Origin of the sequence: Pedobacter petrophilus, from assembly GCF_009674725.1 — a bacterium.
In the GTDB taxonomy this organism is placed as follows: domain Bacteria; phylum Bacteroidota; class Bacteroidia; order Sphingobacteriales; family Sphingobacteriaceae; genus Pedobacter; species Pedobacter petrophilus.
In genome coordinates, this window is sequence record NZ_WKKH01000009.1 from 96,550 (window position 1) to 119,291 (window position 22,742).

Annotated in this window: 18 protein-coding genes; 9 read left to right on the forward strand and 9 right to left on the reverse strand. The window is 38.8% G+C overall.

Features of this window, described 5'->3' with window-relative positions:
- Positions 1 to 9: 9 nt before the first annotated feature.
- Together GJU39_RS08095 and GJU39_RS08100 are read right to left on the reverse strand one after the other, a co-directional pair.
- Positions 10 to 3,183 carry a SusC/RagA family TonB-linked outer membrane protein gene (locus GJU39_RS08095; protein ID WP_245227725.1) on the reverse strand — a complete coding sequence of 1,058 codons (3,174 nt, stop codon included), beginning with the start codon at positions 3,181 to 3,183 and terminating at the stop codon, positions 10 to 12.
- 617 nt (positions 3,184 to 3,800) lie between these two features.
- Positions 3,801 to 5,009, reverse strand: coding sequence for a sterol desaturase family protein (locus tag GJU39_RS08100; protein WP_154280285.1), 1,209 nt, complete (start codon positions 5,007 to 5,009; stop codon positions 3,801 to 3,803).
- Positions 5,010 to 5,169: 160 nt separating this feature from the next.
- Between GJU39_RS08100 and GJU39_RS08105 the strand changes: the two genes are divergently transcribed.
- The 4 genes from GJU39_RS08105 (at position 5,170) to pgl (ending at position 9,774) form a co-directional block, all read left to right on the forward strand.
- Positions 5,170 to 5,928, forward strand: coding sequence for an ROK family protein (locus GJU39_RS08105; RefSeq protein WP_154280286.1), 759 nt, complete (start codon positions 5,170 to 5,172; stop codon positions 5,926 to 5,928).
- Between the two features lie 102 nt (positions 5,929 to 6,030).
- Positions 6,031 to 7,446, forward strand: a complete 1,416-nt coding sequence (gene gndA, locus GJU39_RS08110; RefSeq protein ID WP_154280287.1) for an NADP-dependent phosphogluconate dehydrogenase — start codon at positions 6,031 to 6,033, stop codon at positions 7,444 to 7,446.
- A 28-nt stretch (positions 7,447 to 7,474) separates the two neighbouring features.
- Entirely contained in the window at positions 7,475 to 8,989 is a 1,515-nt protein-coding gene (gene zwf / locus GJU39_RS08115) for a glucose-6-phosphate dehydrogenase (RefSeq protein ID WP_154280288.1), read from the forward strand.
- Between the two features lie 62 nt (positions 8,990 to 9,051).
- Complete coding sequence (pgl, locus tag GJU39_RS08120; RefSeq protein ID WP_154280289.1) at positions 9,052 to 9,774, forward strand: 6-phosphogluconolactonase; 723 nt, start codon at positions 9,052 to 9,054, stop codon at positions 9,772 to 9,774.
- A gap of 112 nt (positions 9,775 to 9,886) precedes the next feature.
- Here the strand turns inward: pgl and GJU39_RS08125 are convergent, their stop codons facing one another.
- The 4 genes from GJU39_RS08125 to GJU39_RS08140 all read right to left on the reverse strand — a co-directional run bounded on the left by GJU39_RS08125 (position 9,887) and on the right by GJU39_RS08140 (position 14,440).
- Positions 9,887 to 10,555: a hypothetical protein gene (locus GJU39_RS08125; protein ID WP_154280290.1), complete on the reverse strand. Its 669-nt coding sequence runs from the start codon at positions 10,553 to 10,555 to the stop codon at positions 9,887 to 9,889.
- A 193-nt stretch (positions 10,556 to 10,748) separates the two neighbouring features.
- The gene (locus GJU39_RS08130; RefSeq protein ID WP_154280291.1) at positions 10,749 to 11,648 is read right to left on the reverse strand and encodes a Ppx/GppA phosphatase family protein; all 900 of its coding nucleotides are present in this window, start codon (positions 11,646 to 11,648) and stop codon (positions 10,749 to 10,751) included.
- Positions 11,648 to 13,708 (reverse strand): polyphosphate kinase 1, encoded by a 2,061-nt coding sequence (gene ppk1, locus GJU39_RS08135; RefSeq protein WP_154280292.1) that lies wholly within the window; start codon positions 13,706 to 13,708, stop codon positions 11,648 to 11,650. Before ppk1 ends, GJU39_RS08130 begins: the two co-directional genes overlap by 1 nt.
- A 99-nt stretch (positions 13,709 to 13,807) precedes the next feature.
- Entirely contained in the window at positions 13,808 to 14,440 is a 633-nt protein-coding gene (locus GJU39_RS08140) for a hypothetical protein (RefSeq protein WP_154280293.1), read from the reverse strand.
- Between the two features lie 75 nt (positions 14,441 to 14,515).
- Here GJU39_RS08140 and GJU39_RS08145 point away from each other — a divergent pair, with 75 nt between their 5' ends.
- From GJU39_RS08145 to GJU39_RS08160, 4 genes are all read left to right on the forward strand, one after another.
- Positions 14,516 to 15,007: a YajQ family cyclic di-GMP-binding protein gene (locus GJU39_RS08145; RefSeq protein WP_154280294.1), complete on the forward strand. Its 492-nt coding sequence runs from the start codon at positions 14,516 to 14,518 to the stop codon at positions 15,005 to 15,007.
- A gap of 58 nt (positions 15,008 to 15,065) precedes the next feature.
- Positions 15,066 to 15,503: a GNAT family N-acetyltransferase gene (locus GJU39_RS08150; RefSeq protein WP_154280295.1), complete on the forward strand. Its 438-nt coding sequence runs from the start codon at positions 15,066 to 15,068 to the stop codon at positions 15,501 to 15,503.
- Positions 15,504 to 15,574: 71 nt separating this feature from the next.
- Positions 15,575 to 16,171, forward strand: a complete 597-nt coding sequence (locus GJU39_RS08155) for a DUF4142 domain-containing protein (protein ID WP_154280296.1) — start codon at positions 15,575 to 15,577, stop codon at positions 16,169 to 16,171.
- 149 nt (positions 16,172 to 16,320) lie between these two features.
- Positions 16,321 to 17,934, forward strand: coding sequence for a S8 family peptidase (locus tag GJU39_RS08160; RefSeq protein WP_154280297.1), 1,614 nt, complete (start codon positions 16,321 to 16,323; stop codon positions 17,932 to 17,934).
- A gap of 158 nt (positions 17,935 to 18,092) precedes the next feature.
- Here GJU39_RS08160 and GJU39_RS08165 read toward each other — a convergent pair whose 3' ends face one another.
- From GJU39_RS08165 to GJU39_RS08175, 3 genes are read right to left on the reverse strand one after another with little or no spacing between them, the layout of a single operon-like run.
- Positions 18,093 to 20,219, reverse strand: coding sequence for a xanthine dehydrogenase family protein molybdopterin-binding subunit (locus GJU39_RS08165; RefSeq protein WP_154280298.1), 2,127 nt, complete (start codon positions 20,217 to 20,219; stop codon positions 18,093 to 18,095).
- A 2-nt stretch (positions 20,220 to 20,221) separates the two neighbouring features.
- Positions 20,222 to 21,205 carry an FAD binding domain-containing protein gene (locus tag GJU39_RS08170; RefSeq protein WP_154280299.1) on the reverse strand — a complete coding sequence of 328 codons (984 nt, stop codon included), beginning with the start codon at positions 21,203 to 21,205 and terminating at the stop codon, positions 20,222 to 20,224.
- Positions 21,202 to 21,825: a (2Fe-2S)-binding protein gene (locus GJU39_RS08175; protein WP_154280300.1), complete on the reverse strand. Its 624-nt coding sequence runs from the start codon at positions 21,823 to 21,825 to the stop codon at positions 21,202 to 21,204. The genes GJU39_RS08170 and GJU39_RS08175 overlap by 4 nt, the downstream gene beginning before the upstream one ends.
- 264 nt (positions 21,826 to 22,089) lie before the next feature.
- Between GJU39_RS08175 and GJU39_RS08180 the strand changes: the two genes are divergently transcribed.
- Entirely contained in the window at positions 22,090 to 22,740 is a 651-nt protein-coding gene (locus GJU39_RS08180) for a YceH family protein (RefSeq protein ID WP_154280301.1), read from the forward strand.
- Positions 22,741 to 22,742: the final 2 nt, after the last annotated feature.

Genomic DNA, 22,742 nt, shown 5'->3' on the forward strand with positions numbered 1-22,742 from the left:
TCTTCCTATTTATAATCCCACTACTAAACGCACACCATAACTTCTGGTAGATGGCAACTGACCTGTTTCAAAACCTTGTACGATATCCGTACCTGAGAGTGTTCCAAATTCAGGATCAAATGCCGGCCATGGAGACCAGATAAATAAGTTCCTTCCGTATGCCCCGATTGTTAATTTGGTGAAGCCAATCCTTTTTAAGAAAGCTTGTCCGAATGCGTAGGTAATGTTAGCCTCTCTGAATTTTAAGTAATCGGTTCTGAATACACTCCCCTCAGCCTGATCAGAACCGTAAAGTGAAGTGTAGAAACTTTCGAGATTTGTTGCTACAACATCGTTCGGGCGATAAGTGCCATTGGGATTTTGAACCACACCATCTCCTATCACACCGTTATATCTTCCAGGTAGCGTAAGGTTAAGTTTTCCTAAAGCTGCCATTCGGGAGAAAGTAAGCGAGTGAGCCACAGCACCTAACTGTGCATCAAATAATCCGTTAATGCTAAAACGATCGTAAGTAATGGTAGAACCAAAACTGAATCTGAATTTAGGTGTCGTATTCCCTAAATAGATTAAATCGGCACTGCTGATTTTAGCATTACCTGTTGAAGAATCATAAATGATTTGTCCATCCGGAGATCGCATATATCCCCTTCCATATAAATCACCCATACTTCCACCTACGTTTGCCACAATTTGTCCGCCGCCTAAAGCGCCTGTTCTCAATACCACGGAACTATCGGCCAGTTCTTCAATCCTATTTCGGTTTGCGGTAAAGGTTCCGGTAAGTTCCCATTTAAATTTTTTGCTTTGAATAGGGGTACCATTAACCGCAATTTCAATTCCCTTATTTTGTACTTGTCCAACATTGAAAACAGCCACATTGTAACCGGTTGATTTATCTACAATACGGTTTAGAATTTGATTTTTGGTATTGCCAAGATAAGCGGCAAGATCGAAATTTAAACGATTTTTAAATAAGCGTAATTCCGTACCCAACTCAATGGTAGTAGTTTTTAACGGTTTTAAATTTGGGTTTGGCAACACACTTGGATTGGTCATGGCACTATCCGGATAAACACCATTCGAAGCCAAACTATAATTATAAGCTGTGCGGTATGGTGTAGTACCTCCGCTACCAACCTGAGAAACCGACGCCCTTAATTTAAAGAAGCTGATCACTTTTGGAAGGGATAATAGATCAGAAACAATTAATGAGGTGCTGGCTGATGGATAGAAAAAGCCTACATTATCCGTTCTGAATGGTGTAGCAAGCGTACTGCTCCAATCCTGGCGACCAGTTAAATCTAGAAACAAATAATTTTTGAAGCTAAAAGACAGGGCTGCATAAAAACTATTAATTCTATACCTCGCTGTATCAGGAACGGAAACCAGCGGACTCAAATTATTGGTGAGGCTGAATAATCCTGGAATGGCCAGGCCATCGGCACGCAATTCTGATTTTTTATATGCGTTGCGCATTTGGCTCCCACCAACATTGGCATTAAGATGTAAATCCTGACTGATCTTTTTATCATACCGCATCAGGAAGTCTACGTTCGTTTCGTAAGAATTGATATTCTGTGTGCGATAAGATCCCTGCGCAAATTTATTTCCTGCGGCATCCCATGGACGTTGGGTTTCACGAATGTCTTTGTTATAATCTATTGATCCCCTTAGCAATAAACTAAGCTCACTTGTAATTTTATAAGTTGCCTGAATATTGCTTAAAATACCATTTCTGCGTTGTTTATTAATGTACTGCTCAGAAATAGCATAAGGACTTTCAGGATTTGTAGTGGTTATATTTACAAATTGAACATTCTCTTTTCCAGGTGCCCAGTAATCTTTGTACCAATCTGTATTTACATTGGGTTGTGCAAACATAAACCAATACATGAGTGATTGATTGCCATAGCCCGTTGCAGGTAGATTATCACTATGCCGGTTGTTGTAAGCCGCCTTGAAAGAAACGCTTAACTTTTTATTTACATTGGTATTGGCAGAGTAAGAAAGCGAAGTCCGTTCTAATCCGGTATTCGGTACAATCCATTCGTTATTGCCGTGGCTAGCCGAAAATCTCATGCCTACCTCTTTGTAAGAACCATCTAAACTGACAGAATTTGATGATTCAAATCCGGTTTGAAAGAAAGCATCAACCGGATTTTGATAACCAATCCATGGTGTTCTCACAGTAGCCGGACTTTTAGTTGCCGGATCATATTGAAAAAAGCTGGCTCCGGTATTTAAGGCCGCTCCCCAACTGGCGCTGGTAGCATTTGTACTGGGCCCGTCTACTGTTGTACCATATGAGAAATACGGCACCCCAAACTGCCCCTGTCCAAATTGATTTTGCGATTCAGGACTTTTATTTACCTGCTCCCAGGTGCTATTGGAAGTAAAAGTAATATTTAGTTTTTTGTTCGCTTTGCCAGATTTAGTGGTGATAATGATGGCACCATTTGCACCACGCTGCCCATATAAAGCAGAAGCTCCGGGCCCTTTCAATACGGTAACACTTTCGATGTCATCAGGGTTTAAGTCGTTCAGTGCAGAACCAAAATCTGCAGGCATTACATCTCCTGATGTTCCGTAAACGCCTCCTGATGAAGCTGCAGTACGTCTGGCCGAACTGCTGGCCACAACGCCATCAATCACAATCAGTGCTTCGTTATCACCAGTAAGGTTATTTTCCCCACGCAGAATAATTTTGTTAGAAGCCGCCGGACCGCTGTTCCGAACCAGGTTTAAGCCAGCTACCTTTCCTGAGAGCGATTCTGTCCAGTTACTGGCGACGGCGTTTGTTAATGCTGTGCTATCTACTTTCGTAACTGAATAACCCAGGGCTTTCTCCTCGCGTTTAATACCAAGAGCGGTAACCACAACTTCATTTAAATTGCTGGCAGAAGAAGCTAAACGGATAATGGCGCTATTTTCATTGTTATTAAATATCCTGGTGATGGCCGTATAGCCCACCATATTATAAATTACAGTAGTACCTTTAGCAATATTAATGACGTAGTTTCCTTTCTCGTTGGTTACGCCGAGAAACCTCTTATTGCCATCTGTAATGGTTGTTCCAACCAAAATCTGTCCGTCTTCATCATCTAAAACCGTTCCTTTTACCGTAATATTTTGAGCAACAACCTGTGCAGATACATTATTGAAATTAATGAACTGAAAAAGCATTACTACTGATAATATTGTCAGTATCGGTTTTGAAAGACAAAAGTTTTTTCGGAACTTTTCGAAAGTGTTCAGACAGCGTTCCTGAAAGTGTGGAATATATGGCTGCCGGGAAATTTTTTGAGTAAAATTTTTAATCATAATTAGCTATATCTGGTTAGTAAGCATTATCTAATTCGTTTTACTTTTCCAGATTTGCAGACAAAGTAAGCCTCTTCAGGTTAAAAATATGTTAACGAAACATTAACATATAGGTGGCCACGAGTTAATGTTCCGAATTATTTTTTTTAGTTATTATTTGTTTCGATAAATCTATTGTAAAAACAAATCGAAAGTATTAATAATAAATAAAAATTGCAATACACAGGATTGAAATCGGCAGCGTAGACATACAATTTTTAAGAAATTTGTACCTAATTTAAACTTAAATGATTTTAAAAACCACAAATAACAGCTGAAAGGTAAATGGTCTAACGATTCAAATCATCGCTGATAGCATGCTAAATTGAATGATCTTGATTAAGATACTTCAATTGAAAATCAAAATATAAAACAATATGCCTTAATGTAACATTTTAATGGTCTTCAATATCGAAAGATAAAGAAAGTACTTTTGAATACTAATGGCTTAATATATACTTATTATAGCGCATTTTCAGAGAGAATATTCGTTCAAATACTATCAACAATATAATCGGCAAAACAACCCATTCAAATATTTGAAAAGAATAGAAGAAAAAAGCGAACAAAAATATCAAACGAAAAGCCTCCAGATAATAGATCCAAACCCGTTGTTCCAATAACGCACCGATATTAATCAGCGTAAGTAAAACCAAAATCAATACTGCCCATTTGTAAATTTCGGTAAGGTATTGGTAAAACATTGTGGTGCCAGTTAATGTTAGCACAACCATAATTAACTGAACGTTTAAATAGGTTTTAAACTTTGATTCGCCTCTTTTTTGCTGTTTATTCTGAAAATAACGTTCTTCCAAAATCGGGCGGATATTTTGATCCATGAGTGCCGGACTTCCGAACAATGCGTTCCATTTCGCTTTCGCACCTTCTGCCCTTTTGTACGCTTCTGCTATTTCCAGGTAATAATGAAAGTGCTGCCATAAAAAGCTGTAACTCTTAATGGGATGAGTTAAACCATATTTTGGGGATTCCTCCTCCCGCTGGAATGTACCAAAAAGCTTATCCCAGAATACAAAAACATCACCATAATTCTTGTCCAGATACTTTTCATCTGATGCATGGTGCACGCCATGAAGCGAAGGTGTAATCAGCACATGCTCTAACCAGCCCAATTTGCCGATTAACTGGGTATGTGTAAAGAATGAATACGCACCATGCACCAGTAAAATCGTAATAATCATATTCGGATGAAAGCCAGCTAACGGCAAAACACACCAGAAAACATTTCTAAAAACCGCCTGGATTGTCGTAATGCGCGCAGCTGCAGTAAAATTAAACTCCTCACTTTGATGGTGTACAATGTGCGCAGCCCAAAGAAAATTAATCTCATGCCCTAACCGATGATACCAATACCACACAAAATCAGTGGCAAGCAAAAGCAAAAACCAAACAGACCAGCTCGCCGAAATATGGAAGAAAGCATAGTTGTCATAAACCCATTGATAGACCTGATAAAAGCTTGCCGCAATGAATAAATTCAATAACCGCTCTGCAATCCCGACACTAAAATTCGCCACAGAACTTTCATACTTAAAAACCCCACTTTTTTTTCTTTGCTGAGCAACTTTATATTCAATGAAGACAAAAATGAAAAAAGCAGGAATGGCAAATGCGAGATAGTTTACTGTCATGGTAGCTACATATTGTTTATAATTACTCCACAAACATATAAATATTATACTAATTATATAGACTAAGTAGTTTACTATTTTAAATTAGTTGCTATTCTATTCGTTTAATGTTTTTTGTTTCTATTAATTTGCAGAAATCAGTTTATATAATCACAAGAATATGGCAGCAGAAAAAAAAGGCGGGCACACAAACATTCTTTCCATTGATATTGGCGGTACCAGTATCAAAACAGTTTTACTGGACGAAGATGGAAATATGTTGTCAGAATATTTAAAGAGTAAAACACCTGTTGGTGCAACGCCTAAAGACATTGTAACGGGTATTCAGGATCTCATCAAGCCTATTCCAAAAACTTTTAACCGGGTTTCAATTGGTTTTCCGGGTTATGTAACCAACGGGATTGTTAAAACTGCTCCAAATCTTGCTAAAAATAAATGGGCCGATGTAGATCTTGCCCAGCGGGTGGCAAATGTATTAAATCATCCTGTAAGATTGGTAAACGATGCTGATCAGCAAGGCTTAGGCGTAGTAAAAGGGCAAGGATTTGAAATCGTTTTCACAGTAGGAACCGGATTTGGAACCGCGCTCCTGTTTGATGGCGAACTTCTTCCCCATTTGGAACTGGCTCATTTTCCTATCAATAAAACCGAAGATTACGATGATTACATCGGCAATAAAGCTTTCGAAGACATTGGCTCGGATCGATGGAACAAACGTTTGAAAAAAATTATTGAAATTTATAAAACAGTTTTCAACTACAATGCCTTATATATTGGCGGTGGCAATTCTAAACATATCGATTTTAAACTGGAAGATAATATTACGCTGGTAACCAATAGAGATGGCATAAAAGGTGGTGCTAAACTTTGGAAACTGGCTGATAAATACAATATCTTCACTGTTAATCCTAATGTGTAAATTGTACACTAACCGGTTACAATTATTATTACAATCTTTTAACATCAAAATCCACTATATTAGTTTGTAAGTTCTAATTTTGGATACTATAAAAATTTAAAAATGTCAAATAACGAGTCAAAAAAATACAAATTGGGGATGATAGGTTTGGGTACTATGGGCCGCAACCTATTATTAAACATGGCAGATAAAGGTTTCTCTGTAACTGGTTATGATAAAGATCGAAAGATGATCTCAAAGCTGGAAGATGAAGGACAAAAGCATAGCCTGGAAGGTTTTGACGATATCGAGTCTTTTATCGGCAGTTTGCAAACGCCTAGAACACTAATCTTATTAGTACCTGCCGGACCAATTGTTGATAGCGTTATTGCCGAGTTAAAACCGTTATTAAGTGAAGGCGATATTATTATTGATAGCGGAAATTCACATTTTACAGATACAAACCGCAGGGTTGAAGAACTGGAAAAAGATGGTTTGCATTTCTTTGGAATGGGAATTTCAGGTGGTGAAGAAGGTGCGCGTTTCGGTCCAAGCATGATGCCTGGTGGCGATAAAAAAGCCTATAACGTAGTGAAGGAAGTTTTTGATGCCGTTGCTGCTAAAGTCGGTTCAGATCCTTGTGTTACTTATATCGGCCCTGGTGCATCCGGCCACTTCGTAAAAATGGTTCACAATGGTATTGAGTATGCCATTATGGAACTGATTGCTGAAGTATATGGCGTACTGAAAAACGGTTTAGGTTATTCAAACGAAGAAATTTATAAGGTATTTAAGAAATGGAATGAAGGCAGACTTCAATCTTTTTTATTGGAGATTACCGCAGAAATTTTCTTATTCAAAGATACGGTTACTCAAAACGATCTTTTAGATCAGATTAAAGATGAAGCCCGCTCTAAAGGTACGGGAAAGTGGACTTCAGAAGTTTCTATGGAATTACAATTGCCTATTCCAACTATTAATGAAGCTGTTTCCAATCGGGATTTGTCTAAATTTAAGAAACTAAGGGTTTCACTGGAAGAGGCTTTTGGCAAAAAGGATAACAAAATAGAAATTACTGTTGATGAGCTGGAAGATGCATTCTATTTCTCGATGATTAGTGCGTATGCTCAGGGAATGCACTTATTGGTTCAGGCTTCTAAAGAATACCAATACGATTTACAATTGCAGGAGATTGCTAAGATCTGGCGTGGCGGATGTATCATCAGGGCTAAGTTCTTAGAAGATATCTATCAGGCTTACGAAAAAGATAACGCCTTGGAGCATTTATTTGGTGATTCAGGAATTCAAAACATCATTAAAGACACCTTAACCGGTACCCGTAAAACCATTTCAGCATGCATCAATGCCGGTATAGGCATCCCTGCATTTGCTTCAACACTGACTTATTTTGATACCATCACTACAGCCCGCATGCCTTCAAACCTGATTCAGGCACAAAGAGATTTCTTTGGTGCACATACTTTTGAGCGTATTGATCAGGAAGGCGTTTTCCATGCAGACTGGAATAAACTATCATAAATTTTAAAGACAAGAATCCAAACATAAAATGAAAACCAAAGCCGCATTAAGTCCAACAATATTTGTAATATTTGGTGGTACAGGTGATTTAAACAAAAGGAAATTAGCACCTGCCCTCTATAATTTATTTATTGAAGGTTACATGCCTGAAAAGTTTGCCATTATTGGTACGGGTAGAACTGAATTTACAGATGATAGTTATAAAACTGCGCTTGAAGATGCAGTAAATGAATTTTCGAGATCAGGAAAAGTTAAAAAAGATAAGTGGGATAATTTCGGAAACACCATCCACTACTGCCCTACGGATTTCGCGCAGCCGAAAACTTTCGAAAATTTAAAAGATGCAGTAGACAAATATCAAAAAGAATACGGACCAGCCACGCAGATTATTTTCTACCTGGCTGTTGCACCAAATTTCTTCCCGGTTATTGCTGAATACTTGCATAAATATAAGTTAACAGAAGATGAAGATAACAGCCGTATTGTAATTGAAAAACCTTTCGGCCACGATTTAGAGTCGGCCAAAGAGTTAAATGCTTTGTTAAGCACCATCTTTACAGAAAAGCAAATCTATCGTATCGATCATTATCTGGGTAAAGAAACCGTTCAGAATATGATGGCTTTCCGTTTTGCCAACGCCTTGTTCGAGCCACTTTGGAACAGGACTTACATCGATCATGTACAAATTTCTGTAACAGAACAATTAGGCGTTCAGGATCGTGGAGGATATTACGAAGGTTCGGGCGCTTTAAGAGACATGATTCAGAATCACTTATTGCAATTGCTTTGTTTAATCGGAATGGAAGCGCCAATTAATTTTGACGCAGATGAAATTAGAAACCGTAAGGTGGAAGTTTTAAAAGCCATGCGTCCGTTCTCTGCCGAAGATATTCGTTTTCATACCGTTCGTGGTCAATACAGCAAAGGTTGGGTAGAAGGAAAAGAGGTACCGGGATATCGTCAGGAAAAAGGTGTCGATCCACATTCCAATACGGAGACTTTTGCAGCTGTAAAATTCCATATCGATAACTGGAGATGGCAGGGCATTCCGTTTTATTTAAGAACCGGAAAGCGTTTAAATCAAACTTCATCACTCATCACCATTCAATTCAGAGATGTTCCGCATCAGATTTTTTCTTCTGGCGTAACCGAAAACTGGCAACAAAACCGTTTGGTAATCAGTATTCAGCCAGAAATGAGCATTCGCATGCAGGTTCAGGCGAAAAGACCGGGTTTAGATATGGTATTGAACCCTGTTGATATGGTTTTCGATTACAAAGGAACTTATGATGGCGATACACCAGAAGCTTACGAAACTTTACTTTTAGATGCGATGATGGGCGATCAAACCTTGTTTATGCGGGGAGATCAGGTAGAAGCAGCCTGGGAACTGGTAATGCCAATCTTAAACACCTGGGAAAGCAAAAAATCAATCAATTTCCCTAATTACCCTGCTGACAGCTGGGGACCAGAGGAAGCTGAGGCATTAATTGCAAGGGATGGTTTCCATTGGTTTAATTTACCGCTAAAGAATAAAGAATAATCTCAAAATCGTTATTCGCCTGTCGTTACAAACGAACAACGAATAACGAACAACGAATAAACATGAACTTACTTATTTACAAGACACTTGAAGAACTCAATCAGGATTTAGCTGATTATGTGATCAAGATTGCGGAAATGTCGATCGAAGAAAATGATCGGTTTAACTTTGTTCTCACCGGCGGAAGTTCTCCAAAAGCACTTTATCATTTACTCGCTACAGCAGGCGAGCATCGGATTGATTGGGGAAAAGTTTATTTCTTCTTTGGCGACGAGCGAAATGTTCCGTCAACTGATGACAATTATAATGGCTTGATGGCAAAGAAAGCTTTGCTTGATCCCCTCGGAATTAAAGAAGACCATATTTTTTATGTTGATACAACCCTGGCTCCGGAAAAGGCAGCGATTGAATATAAGAAAGCAATTGACAAGCATTTTAATGGTGAAGACCTTGCGTTTGATCTGATCCTTTTAGGAATGGGTGATGATGCACATACGGCATCAATTTTTCCGCATACTACTTTGGTAAAAGATCAGGAAGTTGATATCGCCTCAGTATTCGTAGAAAAACTGAATACCTATCGCATTAGTTTTACTGCACCTTTAATCAATAAAGCAGATAACGTGGCTTTTCTTGTATTTGGTGAAAATAAGGCTGAAGCATTAAAGCATGTCATTAATGATCAGGAAAAAAATTATGATCTGTATCCATCTCAGTTAATTGATCCGATTGATGGAAAGTTAACCTGGTTTACTGACGAGGCTGCGACCAAATTATTGGAGTAAAAAAGGGCTTAAATGCTTTCTCGTATTTAATATAGTAACGGAATACACAACGTGTGTATTCCGTTTTTTTGTTAAAACTTGGGACAATTAAAATTGATAAAGTTATTTGTGACTACTGATTTCCCAGCCTCGTGGAGAAATCTGAAATCACATTCTGATATTTTCGAAGTACCCTGTCCCAATCGTGAAATTGCTCATCGGCTTTGACACTGGTTAATGGCATACCAGAATATTCACTAACTAACTTCACTTTATAAGTGAGCGGATCACTTTTAGATAGCTTGATAATTAATCTGGTGCGAATGGTATTTTGAGCAAAACTCTGAATACTCCAGGCCGTACGTAAATAGGAAGTTTCTTTATCTGCAACTTCTATTGCATCGAAATAATCCGTTACGATTTGATTTGCTCTCTTCCAAACATCAGTAATATCCAATTTCTTATTCACCTCTATGGAAAAGTCGATATTGGCTTGGTCTGTTTTGATGGAAGCCTCTTCCGCATCATCTTTTTTCATATCAAAAAACTGTTTCTTTGGAGGCTCTGTCATTCCCTTTTTATTACAGTAAGTTTGCTCATAGCGTAAAAACCCTGATTTCTGGATCTTTACGTTTACACAAGAATTTTTCGGGACTTTTATTTTCAGACTGCCCGTACCCAGGCTTTGGCCGTCTACAATAATTTTGGCATCTGGTTCTGAAGCAGAGACCTCTACAGTTTGAGCCTTAACGGCCAATGTGCACATTGCACCTATCATGAGCATGATGAATTTAGACTTCATAAATATAATTTGCAGGGTTATGCCGTCAAAAGTAATGTTAGATGTGATGATGAAAAATACCCAATACCGGGTATATTGAAGTAAAAGACAGGAATAAAACCGTTGTAAAAAGAAATAGCGTCTGATTATTAAAATCAGACGCTATTTTAAGCTTTACTTTAGATCAATGCCCAACAAGGCATATCAATTAACTTTAAACGTTCGTATTAACACCTGTCAGGTTTTCCTCAATCAACAATTTAATTATGCCATCGGCCATCCCCACCTTAGGAACATAAATTTGCTTAATTCCTGTCCATTTCATCAGGGTTAAATAAATTTCACTCGCCGGGATAATCACATCTGCACGATCGGGGTTTAACCTTAGCGTACTAATTCTCTCTTTCAGTGAGTAGCTGGTCAGTTTATTATAGAGCGCATTTAATTTCTGAAGTGACAGTGGGGCATTGTCTTTCTCCTCACTCATTCTAAAGAGCTTGTTGATGTTACCGCCTGTTCCAATTCCGGCAAGGTGTTTATGTCCTTTAGTATGCTCCTTTACCCACTCTTTCATTTCTTCCCAAGTCTCTTCTTTATCCTGATTATCAAGCATTCTTATGGTGCCAATATCAAAGGAACGAGATGCTTCCGGTGAGCCTTTCACAAAAATAGACAGCTCGGTACTACCTCCGCCCACATCAATATAAAGGTAGGTTTTGCTATCATCAAGATCAGCTTCAATATGGTTGGCATAAATAATATTTGCTTCTCTTTGTCCTTCGATAATTTCCAGGCTAATGTCAGTTTTTTCTTTGATCATTTTCACAATATCCTGGCCATTTTGTGCTTCCCGCATGGCGGAAGTTGCACAAGCTAAGTATTCCGAAACGTGATAAACATCCATCAAATTTTTGAAAGCCATCATGGTTTTAATCAAATCTCCTGCCTTCTTTTCAGAAATGTGTTTATCCAAAAAGGCATCATCGCCCAAACGAAGCGGAACACGAATCAAGGTATTTTTCTTGTAACTGTAATTTCCATCTTGTTTGCTGATATCTGCAATGAGTAACCTCACTGCATTAGAACCGATATCTATCGCTGCGTATCTTAACATTATGATTGGTGCTTGGTTTTTAAATAGTTATAGGTATCAACCTGTGCCCGTATTTTTTTACTTAACCTGTTTTTATGATATTTATTATTGCTTAACGCATTAATCTGCCGGGCTTTTGTATTGTCTTGTAACTGAAGGTCGATAATATCCTGAATTTCCTGTTTTACATCGGGGTCTAAAACCGGGAAGCCCACTTCTACCCTATGCTCAAAATTTCTGCTCATTAAATCTGCAGACGATAAATACATGTCATTTTTGCCATTATTACTGAAGATGTAAACCCTCGCATGTTCCAAAAATTTATCGATGATGCTAATGGCAGTGATATTTTCACTAAAGCCTTTTACACCTGGTACTAAACAGCAAATCCCACGTACAATCAATTGAATTTTTACCCCGGCGTTGCTGGCATCGTAAAGTTTGGAAATTAAGCCTTCGTCTGCCAAACTGTTTACTTTCAATAAGATATAGGCAATTTTCCCAGCCCTGGCATTTCTGATTTCCCGGTTAATGAAATTTACCAGCTTGGAACGGCTTTCCAGAGGCGAAACAATTAAGTGCTTATAGCCCTTGGTTACAGTACGTTTGCTTAATGCATCAAAAAGCTTGACTAAATCATTTGTAATTTCTTTTTTAGCCGTGAAAATACTGTGATCGCAGTACAACCCAGCGGTTTTTTCGTTAAAGTTTCCCGTGGCCAGGTTAGCATAATAAACCGGCTTTTCCTTCTCAATTCTTTTAACCAGACAAATTTTGGAATGAACCTTATAATCGGTTAATCCATAATTTACCTTCACTCCTTCTTCCATCAGGCGGGTCGTCCAGAATATATTTGCTTGTTCATCGAACCTGGCTTTAAGTTCTAAGAGCACAGAGACTACCTTTCCGTTTTTAGCGGCGTTGATTAATGCATTAATTACTTTTGAGTTTTCTGCAAGTCTGTACAACGTAATCTGAATTTCGGTCACCTTTGGATCAATGGCGGCCTCACGAAGAAACAAAATGATGTAATCGTAAGATTGATAGGGAAGATTTACCAGGTAATCCCGCTGCGCAACTTTGGCAAACATACTTTGTGTCCGGTGTAAATCATGCACCTTTAAGGGTACATTCGGCGCATATTCCAGTTCTTTTTTGCCAACATTAGGAAAAGAAATAAAATCACCAAATTTATGGTAGCGATTGCCCGGAATTAAACTTTCTGCTTCGAGCTTCAGCTTATTTACCAGAACGGTAAGCATATTTAGCGGCATGGCAGAATCATAAAGCAGGCGCATTGGCTTCCCTTTTTTACGCTTTTCTAAGCTGCTTTTTAGATCTTCAATAAATTTATCATTAATATTTTTGTCGATATCCAGTTCCGCATCACGGGTTAACTGGATAGAATATGCTTCCAGGTTATCATAAGTGAAAACATAGAAGATATCGTCAAGACAATAACGAATAATGTCTTCAGCCAGGATAATAAATTTCAGATCATTGGTTTCGGGTAAAACCAGGAATCTGGGCAGGTTGGGTGGAATTTCTATTAAAGCATATTTCTCTCTTATCTTCGTATCTTTTTTAGAGAGTTTAACAAAGAAATACAGATACCTGTCCTTAAGTTCCGGAAAAGGCTTATCCATATCCAGCATGATGGGTACGAGGTTTGATAAGATCTTATCACGAAAGTGATTTTTAACAAACTCACCACGGCTTACATTCAGCTGGGTATCATTTAAAATGAAGATTCTGTTTTGTGCGAGTTCATTAATAAGGGTGGCCTGAAAAAGCTGATCGAATTTACGTTCCTGCTTAACCACAATATTCTTAATTTCATTCAGGATTTTCCTGGGGTTGAAACCTAAAAGTGCCTTTGCTTTATCATTGAGGTTAGTCAGGCGCGTCATCGTAGCTACCCGTACCCGATAAAATTCTTCGAGGTTTGACGAAAAGATAGAGAGAAACTTTATTCGTTCGATAAGCGGGACAGTTTCATCGGCAGCTTCCTGCAATACACGCTCGTTAAAGTAAAGCCAACTTATTTCACGATTTAAAAATGGTATCTTCTTTTTGCTCATTTAAAAAAATAAAAAATCCCTGCCAAAACAGGGATGCTCAAAACTGCATATTAATTTGTTAAGTAAATGTTAATTCACACACGAGTTAACGTTAACAAATTATTTTTTAGTTGTCACTTTAACCGCTTTTTTAACAACAGGCACAACTTTATCTTTCGCTGCTTCAGTCTCTTTTACAGCTGTAGTAGTTTTGGCAACCGTTTTCTTTACTGCACTTGCCGCTTTAGTGGAAGCAGCTTTAATATCTGTTTTTACCGTTTCTAATTCTGGAGTCGCAATTTTATCAGTTTGCTCAACGGCGTTTTCAACTGCCTTAATTGGTTTAGCCATTGCTTTTTCGGCTTTTTCTGCTGTTGCAATGGCAGCAACTTTAACACTTTGAACTACAGGTTTCGCTTTCGAAATCGCTTTCTTAACTACTTTAGCAGCGTTTTTCTCTGCTTTGTTTGCCGCTTTTTCAACTGGTTTTTTAACTTCTTGTGTTTTTTCTTTTGTTGAATGCAAAATTCCATCTATTTTTTGCCCAACATCTGCTTTTATTAAGGTAAATTTTTTCGTTAATTTCTTTGCAACACGTTTGCTGGCTTTAGCCACTTCAGTGCTAATCTCCGATGCATCATGCCCTAGACTTATTACTACTTCCATAAACTGAGCAGTTAAAGATTGCTCTAACTGTTTTATAGCATCTTTTTTAAATGCTTTTTTTTGAGGCTTAGCTTTAGTGGTTTTCATAATATTTTTCGTTTTTTTGTACAATCGATTTAATTTCTCTTAAATCTACTAATTTTTTACATTAAAGCTAAAACCATGCCTTCTTTTGATATCGTAAGTAAAGTTGATGCGCAGACTCTTGATAACGCAATTAACAATGCTAAAAAAGAAATATTGAACCGTTTTGATTTCAACGGCTCGAAAAGTACTGTCGAACTGGATAAGAAAACAAATGTTATAACGATTGTTACTGAGGACGATATGCGTTTAAAAGCAATTGAAGGTTCCATTATTTCACGAATGATGAAACAAAATCTGGATCCTAAGAGTATGGATTTCGGTAAGGAGAATATTGCATCAGGAAATATGATCCGTAAGGAGATAACAATTAAAGAAGGTTTGGATAAAGAAGCTGCAAAAAAAGTTGTGGCAAAAATTAAAGCCAGTGGTCTAAAAGTTCAGCCCTCTATCATGGATGACCAGGTTCGGGTAACAGCGAAAAAAATTGATGATCTTCAGGCAGTGATTACGCTTTGTCGCGGAGAAGATTTTGATCAGCCTTTACAGTTCATCAACATGAGGAACTAATATGCTTTCAAATTATTTAAGCGGGTGGTTTCCCATCATCTGCTAATCTACTTCTACCATGCAAATAAGCGAAAACGGATTTATATTTTCTGATAAAAAGGACCTTCTCCAGGTTAATTCCATTCACCGCTACCTCAGCAAAGAATCTTATTGGGCTCAGCATATCCCTTTAGAAACTGTTCAGCGTTCTATTGAAAATTCCCTATGCTTCGGAATTTATAAAGGTACAGAACAAATTGGTTTTGCACGCTGGGTTACAGATAGGGCAACTACCGGGTGGCTTTGCGATGTCTATATTGAATCTGCTTATCGTGGCCAGGGCTTATCAAAAAAACTAATGTCATTTATGATTTTTCATCCAGACCTTCAGGGCCTGCACCGTTACCAACTGGCTACAGCAGATGCACATGGTTTATATGCACAATTTGGCTTTGCTCCGATTGAAAATCCAGAAAATCAAATGGCGATTGTAATTAAAAACGCCTACCAAAAGTAAGATCCCGTACTGGATTAGCAAACCTTTTTCTTTTCCTCTTGTTTTAGCTATATATTAAAACAAGACATTACATGAAAAAGATATTTATGCTATCAGCAATAGTTGCTGCCTCAGTTACATTTCAGGCTTGCCAAACGGCAGATAAGAAATCATCAACAACAAAAGACAGCATTTCCGGTGATACTTCAATGGTAAATGGAAACCATGTTTCAGGATCTGAAGTAGTTGAGTCTGGAATTGATGATGCTGGAGCAACATTTTTGAGAAAAGCTGCTGTCGGTGGAATTATGGAAGTGGAAGCCGCGAAGATTGCACAACAAAATGCTTCCAGCCAGGAGGTAAAAGATTTTGCAGCAAAAATGCTGGAAGACCATACCAAAGCAAACAAGGAACTGAAAGCATTTGCCATTCAAAAGAAGGTTATTACACCAGATGCGTTGCCTGGGGAAGACCAGATTCATCTGGATGAAATGAAAAAAATTAAAGGTGCAGCATTTGATAAGCACTATATGGGAATGATGGTTACTGACCATGATAAAACGGTCGCTTTATTTAAAGATGGAGCTCAGAACCGGGATGCGGGCTTAAAACAATGGGCTACAAAAACGCTTGCTGTGATTGAACAGCATGATGAAATGGCTAAAAAAATCACATTAAATTTAAAATAAGTTAGTTTTTTATATAAAATTTAAATCCCAAATGGCTGCATTTGGGATTTTTTCGTGTTAAAAGTTTAAACAGCATCATTTTTAAAACAATAATTCAGAATAAAAAAAATTAAAATTAACTTTCAGCGTTTAATTACAAAACTACATAAATGAATAAGAATAGAATTTTCAATGTACTCTTAACTGGTGCATTTGTTATTGCACTTCCCTTATTTGCCAACGCACAAAAACCGAATTGGCAAAACTTTGATCTCAAAACCGATTCTACTTTTGGAATCAGTACCGAAAGAGCATATAAAGAACTTTTGAAAGGTAAAAAATCTACTAAAGTAATCGTTGCTGTTAATGACGGTGGTGTTGAAGCTACCCATGAAGATTTAAAAAGAATCATGTGGGTAAATACAAAAGAGATCGCTGGAAACGGTAAAGACGATGATAAAAACGGTTATGTTGATGATGTTCATGGCTGGAACTTTATTGGTGGTCCGAAAGAATCAGTAAACTTTGAAACTTTAGAGCTTACGCGGTTAGTTCGTCGAGATCAGGCCCGTTTTGCCAATACCACTGATGCTACAGTTGCAGAAAAAGATAAACAAGATTGGGAAGCTTTCAAAACCAGAAGGGCAGATCTGGAAAAAAAATTGGGTGAAGCGAAACAGGGTTTGGCTGGTATTGCAGGTTTTAAAAATGCGTTAGATGCTGTTGTTAAAAAGATTGGAAAAGAAAATCCAACAGCAGAAGATTTCAAAAATTTTAAACCTGCTAATGAGCCTGAAAGCCGCATACAATCGGTTATGTCTGAACAATTGCAGAAGGGCAGTTTTGCAGATTTTTATGAAGATCAGATTAAGGAAGGTGTAGATTATTATACCCGCCAGGCTGAATATAACCTTAACCTGGATTACGATCCGAGATCGATTGTTGGTGATAATCCAAATGATTCAAAAGAAAAATTTTACGGAAATAACGATGTAACCGGACCTGATGCGATGCATGGTTCACATGTGGCCGGGATTATTGCTGCCGATAGAACCAATAAACTTGGGATTATGGGTGTTGCGGATAATGTTGCCATTATGGGGGTTCGTTGTACACCAAATGGTGATGAGCGCGATAAGGATGTGGCAAACAGTATTCGTTATGCTGTTGATAATGGTGCAAAAGTAATTAATATGAGTTTTGGTAAAGCCTACAGCTGGGACAAAGCCATTGTTAATGATGCGATGAAATATGCGGCTTCGAAAGATGTTCTAATTGTTCAGGCTGCCGGGAATGAGAATCAGGATATTGATACAGAGAATAACTTTCCTAACCATAAAGATTTAGACGAAAAAACAATTGCCTCATGGATCACTGTTGGAGCATCCGGGCCGAAGGATGACGAGACGCTAAAAGCAAGTTTCTCTAACTTTGGTAAAACACAGGTTGATGTTTTCGCTCCTGGTGTTCGCATTCACTCTACCGTTCCGGGATCAAAATATAAAGATTTAGACGGAACAAGTATGGCTTCCCCTGTTGTTGCTGGTTTAGCTGGATTAATTCGTTCTTATTATCCAAAATTATCTGCTGCACAGGTAAAAGAGATCATTGTTAAATCGGTTACTAAAGTGAACCACAATGTATCTTACAAAAAAGGAGAGGAAGAAAACGCAGAAAGTGTTTCTGTACCATTCTCTGATTTATGTATCAGCGGCGGAATTGTTAACGCTTACGAAGCTTTGAAAATGGCAGCCACATATGGTCGCAGTTCAAACGCAAAATAATTTCTAAACATTGCATGCTAAAAAAGAAAGCGAACCAATCGGTTCGCTTTTTTGCATTTAAGGTAGCCGTAAACTATTAACCACAGATATGCAGGATGGGCACAGAGAAAAGCTATGCGCCTAAATCCGTGTTTATCTGTGTCCATCTGTGGTTAAAATCATGATGCTAATATCTTATCTGGTGTGATCGGCAAAGTTCTGATTCTCTTACCAGTTGCATTAAATACGGCATTGGCTACAGCAGCCGAGAAACCAATCAACGCAATTTCTCCCATTCCTTTTGCACCCATTGGATTGATATAAGGATCTGGCTTATTGATAAAATGAACCTCAATTTCAGGAATATCTGCATTTACCGGAACGTGATAATCCGCAAAGTTGTTATTGATGTATCTTCCAAAGCGATGATCGATAATTGATTCCTCTGTCAGTGCCATTCCAACGCCGCCAACTGCACCACCAACCATCTGGCTTCTTGCCGTTTTCGGACTTACAATAGTGCCCGAATCTCCGACAGAAACGATTTTATCAACTTTAACTACACCTGTTAAGCTATGTACTTTCACCTTCACGAAGTGGATAGAAAAAGAATACATCGAATATTCATCCCGCTCCTTTCCTGCCTGGCTTTGTTTGGTTACTTCAATAGAGGGCAGATTATTTTTCTTTAGTACATCTGCGAAGTTTGCTGTTGCATCCATATTGGAGTTTGCAGCTAGTTCTGCAACGGTAGATTTTAAAGCCACACATACATCATTAACAGCAGACCCTACTGTAGACAACGTTGCAGAACCACCCTGACTTGGCGCCTGAGGCAATGAAGAATCACCCAGTTCAAATTTTATTTTGCCTGCCGGAATTTTCAATACCCGGCTGGCAATAAGCGTCATGCCTGTACCCGTTCCCGGACCAATATCACTTGTTGCACTTTGAAGCACCAAAGATCCATCAGCTTTTAAAATCCCTTTCACGCTTGCCCTGCCCCTGTTCGCATTGAAAACGCCAATACTTACGCCATATCCCATTTTCCACTGCCCGTCAACCAAACTCCCAGGTTTGTTTTTGCGTTCGCTCCAGCCAATTTTCTGCGCACCAACCCGATAAGCTTCCTTTATGTTTTTATCTGAAAATGGTTTATCGCGTTGCTGGTCTTTCTCCGGATCATTTTTGATCCTGAATTCAAGCGGGTCCATATCCAGTGCATGAGCCATTTCATCAATTGCACTTTCAAGGGCGAATGCTCCGGTTGCTTCCCCGGGTCCACGCATCCAGATTGGTACGCCTAAATCAACAGGAACAACAGTATATTGTGTATTTACGTTATCGCATTGATACATAAATTTCGCCATGTTCACCACCCCTTCAGTAAAGTTTTCGTAAACCGAAGTTTCACCAAAAGCCCTGTGCGTAATGCCAGTCAGCGTTCCATCTTTCTTAGCGCCTAATCCAATGGTTTGAACAGCTGCCGGACGGTTGCCAACCATGGTAAACATCTGCATCCGGGTAAGTACAAGTTTAACCGGTTTACCAATTTGCCGGGAGGCCATCACTGTCGCAATTTCTACCGGCCAGGTTCTGAGCGCCATCCCGAAACCACCGCCAACAAATTCAGAATTAACCTGAATATTCTCGATAGGAATTTTAAAAACATTTGCTATAGTACCTTGGGTAGCCTTCACGCCCTGCGTTTTAGCATAAACAACTACCTGATTATTGGTTCTCCAGTCTGCAATAATTCCGTGCAATTCCATAGGATTATGGGTCTCAATCGGAAGATGGTACTTCTCTTCTACCTTCACCTCGGCCGTTTGATAAGCATTTTCTATCCCACGCTTGTAATCGGGCTGGCCCTGCAGTTTTTTTGCCTGAGCATCGCCAACCGCTTTTTCGAAATCGGTGTTAAATGCATCTTTCGTATAAGTTGCCTTAACCAGAGAAGCAGCATAGGTTGCCCGTTCAAAAGTATTTGCAACAACTATGGCAATCGGCTGCCCGTTATAAAAGATTTTATCGGTATAAAAGATTTTCATTGCTGAACCACCTTCCTGCTCATAAGCTGGCGCTGAAGGTTTGTTCAAATGCGAAACCACGGAAATTACTCCGGGGGCTTTTTCTGCCGCCCTGGTATCCAGAGAAGTGATTCTCCCTTTAGTGATTGTACTGGTAACCAATACGCCGTATGTTAACCCCGGAAGTTCGTATTCTGCAAAATATTTAGCTTTCCCCGTTACTTTGAAAATACCATCTACACGGTCATTCTCGTCTTTTATTAATCTTTTTTCCATGATTAAGCTTTTGATTTTGCTACGGTTAATGCCTCGATAATTGAATTTGGAGCCATTTGAAGTTTAAAGTTGTTTTCTCCAAAACCCTTTGCATCAGTCATGGCCAGTTTTGCAGCCTGCTCAAAGTTTTCAGCTGAAGCTTCTTTACCTTTCAAAAAGTTTTCTGCAGCAGTTAAACGCCAGGGCTTATGTGCCACACCGCCCATTGCCAGGCGTACATCTTTAATCTTATTATCTGAAAGTTCTAAAGCAGCCCCAACAGATACTAATGCAAATGCATAGGATGCCCTGTCTCGTACCTTTAAATAATAAGAATTTTTATTCAGATTATTATTCGGAATTTCCAGTCTGACAATCATTTCATCAGCCTTTAAATTATTGTCTAACTGAGGCGTATCTCCCGGTAAGCGATGAAAGTCTTTAAATAAGACTTTACGTTCTCCTTTTGCATTTGAAAGTACTACCGTGGCATCTAAAGCGACTAGGGCAATACACATGTCGCTGGGGTGCACAGCAATACACTGGTCTGAAGTACCAAAAATTGCATGCATTCTATTGAACCCGCCAATTGCGCCACAACCGGATCCTGGCTGTCTTTTATTGCAGGGCATCTCTGTATCATAGAAATAGCCACATCGGGTACGTTGCATCATGTTTCCGCCAACGGTTGCTACGTTTCTCAATTGAGCAGAAGCACCAGCGTTTAATGCCATAGCGAGTAATGGAAGTTTTTCTTTAATCAGCGCATGTTCAGCAACTGCGGTATTGGATGCCAGTGCGCCAATAATGATCTGATCTCCAACGGCCTCAATTTGCTTTAACGGTACATGATTAATGTCGATCAGTTTCTCTGGCGATGTTACCCCTCTTTTCATCAAATCAATCAGGTTGGTACCACCTGCAAGGAACTTGGAATTTTTATCTTTCGATATCAGGTTGAGTGCTGATTTTGAAGTTGTTGTTCTTAGGTATTGGAAATTAATCATGCTTTCATTCCTCCTTTCGACACTTCAACAATCGCATCAACGATATTTGGATAAGCACCACATCTACAGATATTTCCACTCATATACTCGCTGATTTCTGAACGTGAACTGGTATGGCCTTCACTTACGCAAGCTACCGCGGACATAATTTGACCGGGGGTACAATAGCCACATTGAAAACCATCATATTTAATGAACGCAGCTTGCATGGGATGTAGTTCTTCGCCATTAGCCAAGCCTTCGATTGTGGTAATTTTTTTACCTTCATTCATTACGGCTAAACTTAAACATGAATTTACCCTTTCGCCGTCTACATGCACCGTACAGGCACCACATTGGCCATGGTCACAACCTTTTTTTGTACCCGTTAAGTGCAGCTCTTCTCTTAAATAATCTAGCAGCGTTACCCGGGGTTCAACTGCTGTTTTATATGCCTTATTGTTAACGGTTAAATTGAGTGGGATTTTTTCGAAAAGTTCAGCGAAACGTTCATCGGCCTGATTTTCTGCTGCTTTTACTGCAACTGTTGGTGTGAGGGCGATAGCAGTAATGATTGAGCTCTTTTTGAGGAAGTCTCTCCTGCTGCCTCCCTGATTCGGTTTCTGATCAGATGATTGCATAAATTTTGTTTTGTAGTATTGTGCAGATTTAAAGATCGTGATTCTTGTGCTCAGATTTCGTTGATTAAAGAATTTAGAATAATTCTATGAAGTAAAATTTATGTGTCATTTCGAAGCGCAATGTCGCATTGAACAAGTGATTTTATCAACTGATTAATGAAGTCTGAATGGAAATTCTGAGTTCATTAACCAGCAACAAGGGTGTATATTGATAATACCTGAAATAATTTCTTAAAATGTGAAGTCATTTTCTAATTTTATGAAATGGAAGAAACAAAACCTTTATCAGATTTATCAGCGGAAGAGCAACGGGTATTAGGATCATTAATAGAAAAAAGCAGAACCACGCCAGATTATTATCCGATGACACTGAACAGTTTAATTGCAGCCTGCAACCAGAAAAGTTCCAGAAACCCGATTGTAAACTATGATGAAGAAACGGTAACGCTCACGCTTAATTCACTAAAAATAAAAGGTTTAATCTCCACAGCTACAGGTGGTTCCAGCAGAACAATTAAATACAAACATAATCTTGGAATTGTTTATCCGCTAGTTCCATCAGCACTTTCTATCCTTTGTTTGCTGCTGTTACGCGGTCCACTAACGCCCGGCGAAATCAATAGCACCTCTGCCAGGCTATATGAATTTGAGCACATAGAAGAGGTATTAGAACAACTCACAAAGTTATCTGCCGGGGAATCGGCGTTTGTAAAACAATTGCCTAAGCGGCCCGGACAAAAAGAAGCCCGCTTTGTTCATTTGTTAGGTGCGCAAATTGAGGTGCCGGAAACAGAGACTCAGGTACCAGAAACAACGATTTCCCAACCCGGTGAAGCATTGGAAAATCGTATTTCGAAACTCGAACAGGAAGTGGAAGACCTGAAGGAATTGGTTAATTTATTAATGGATAGGTAAAT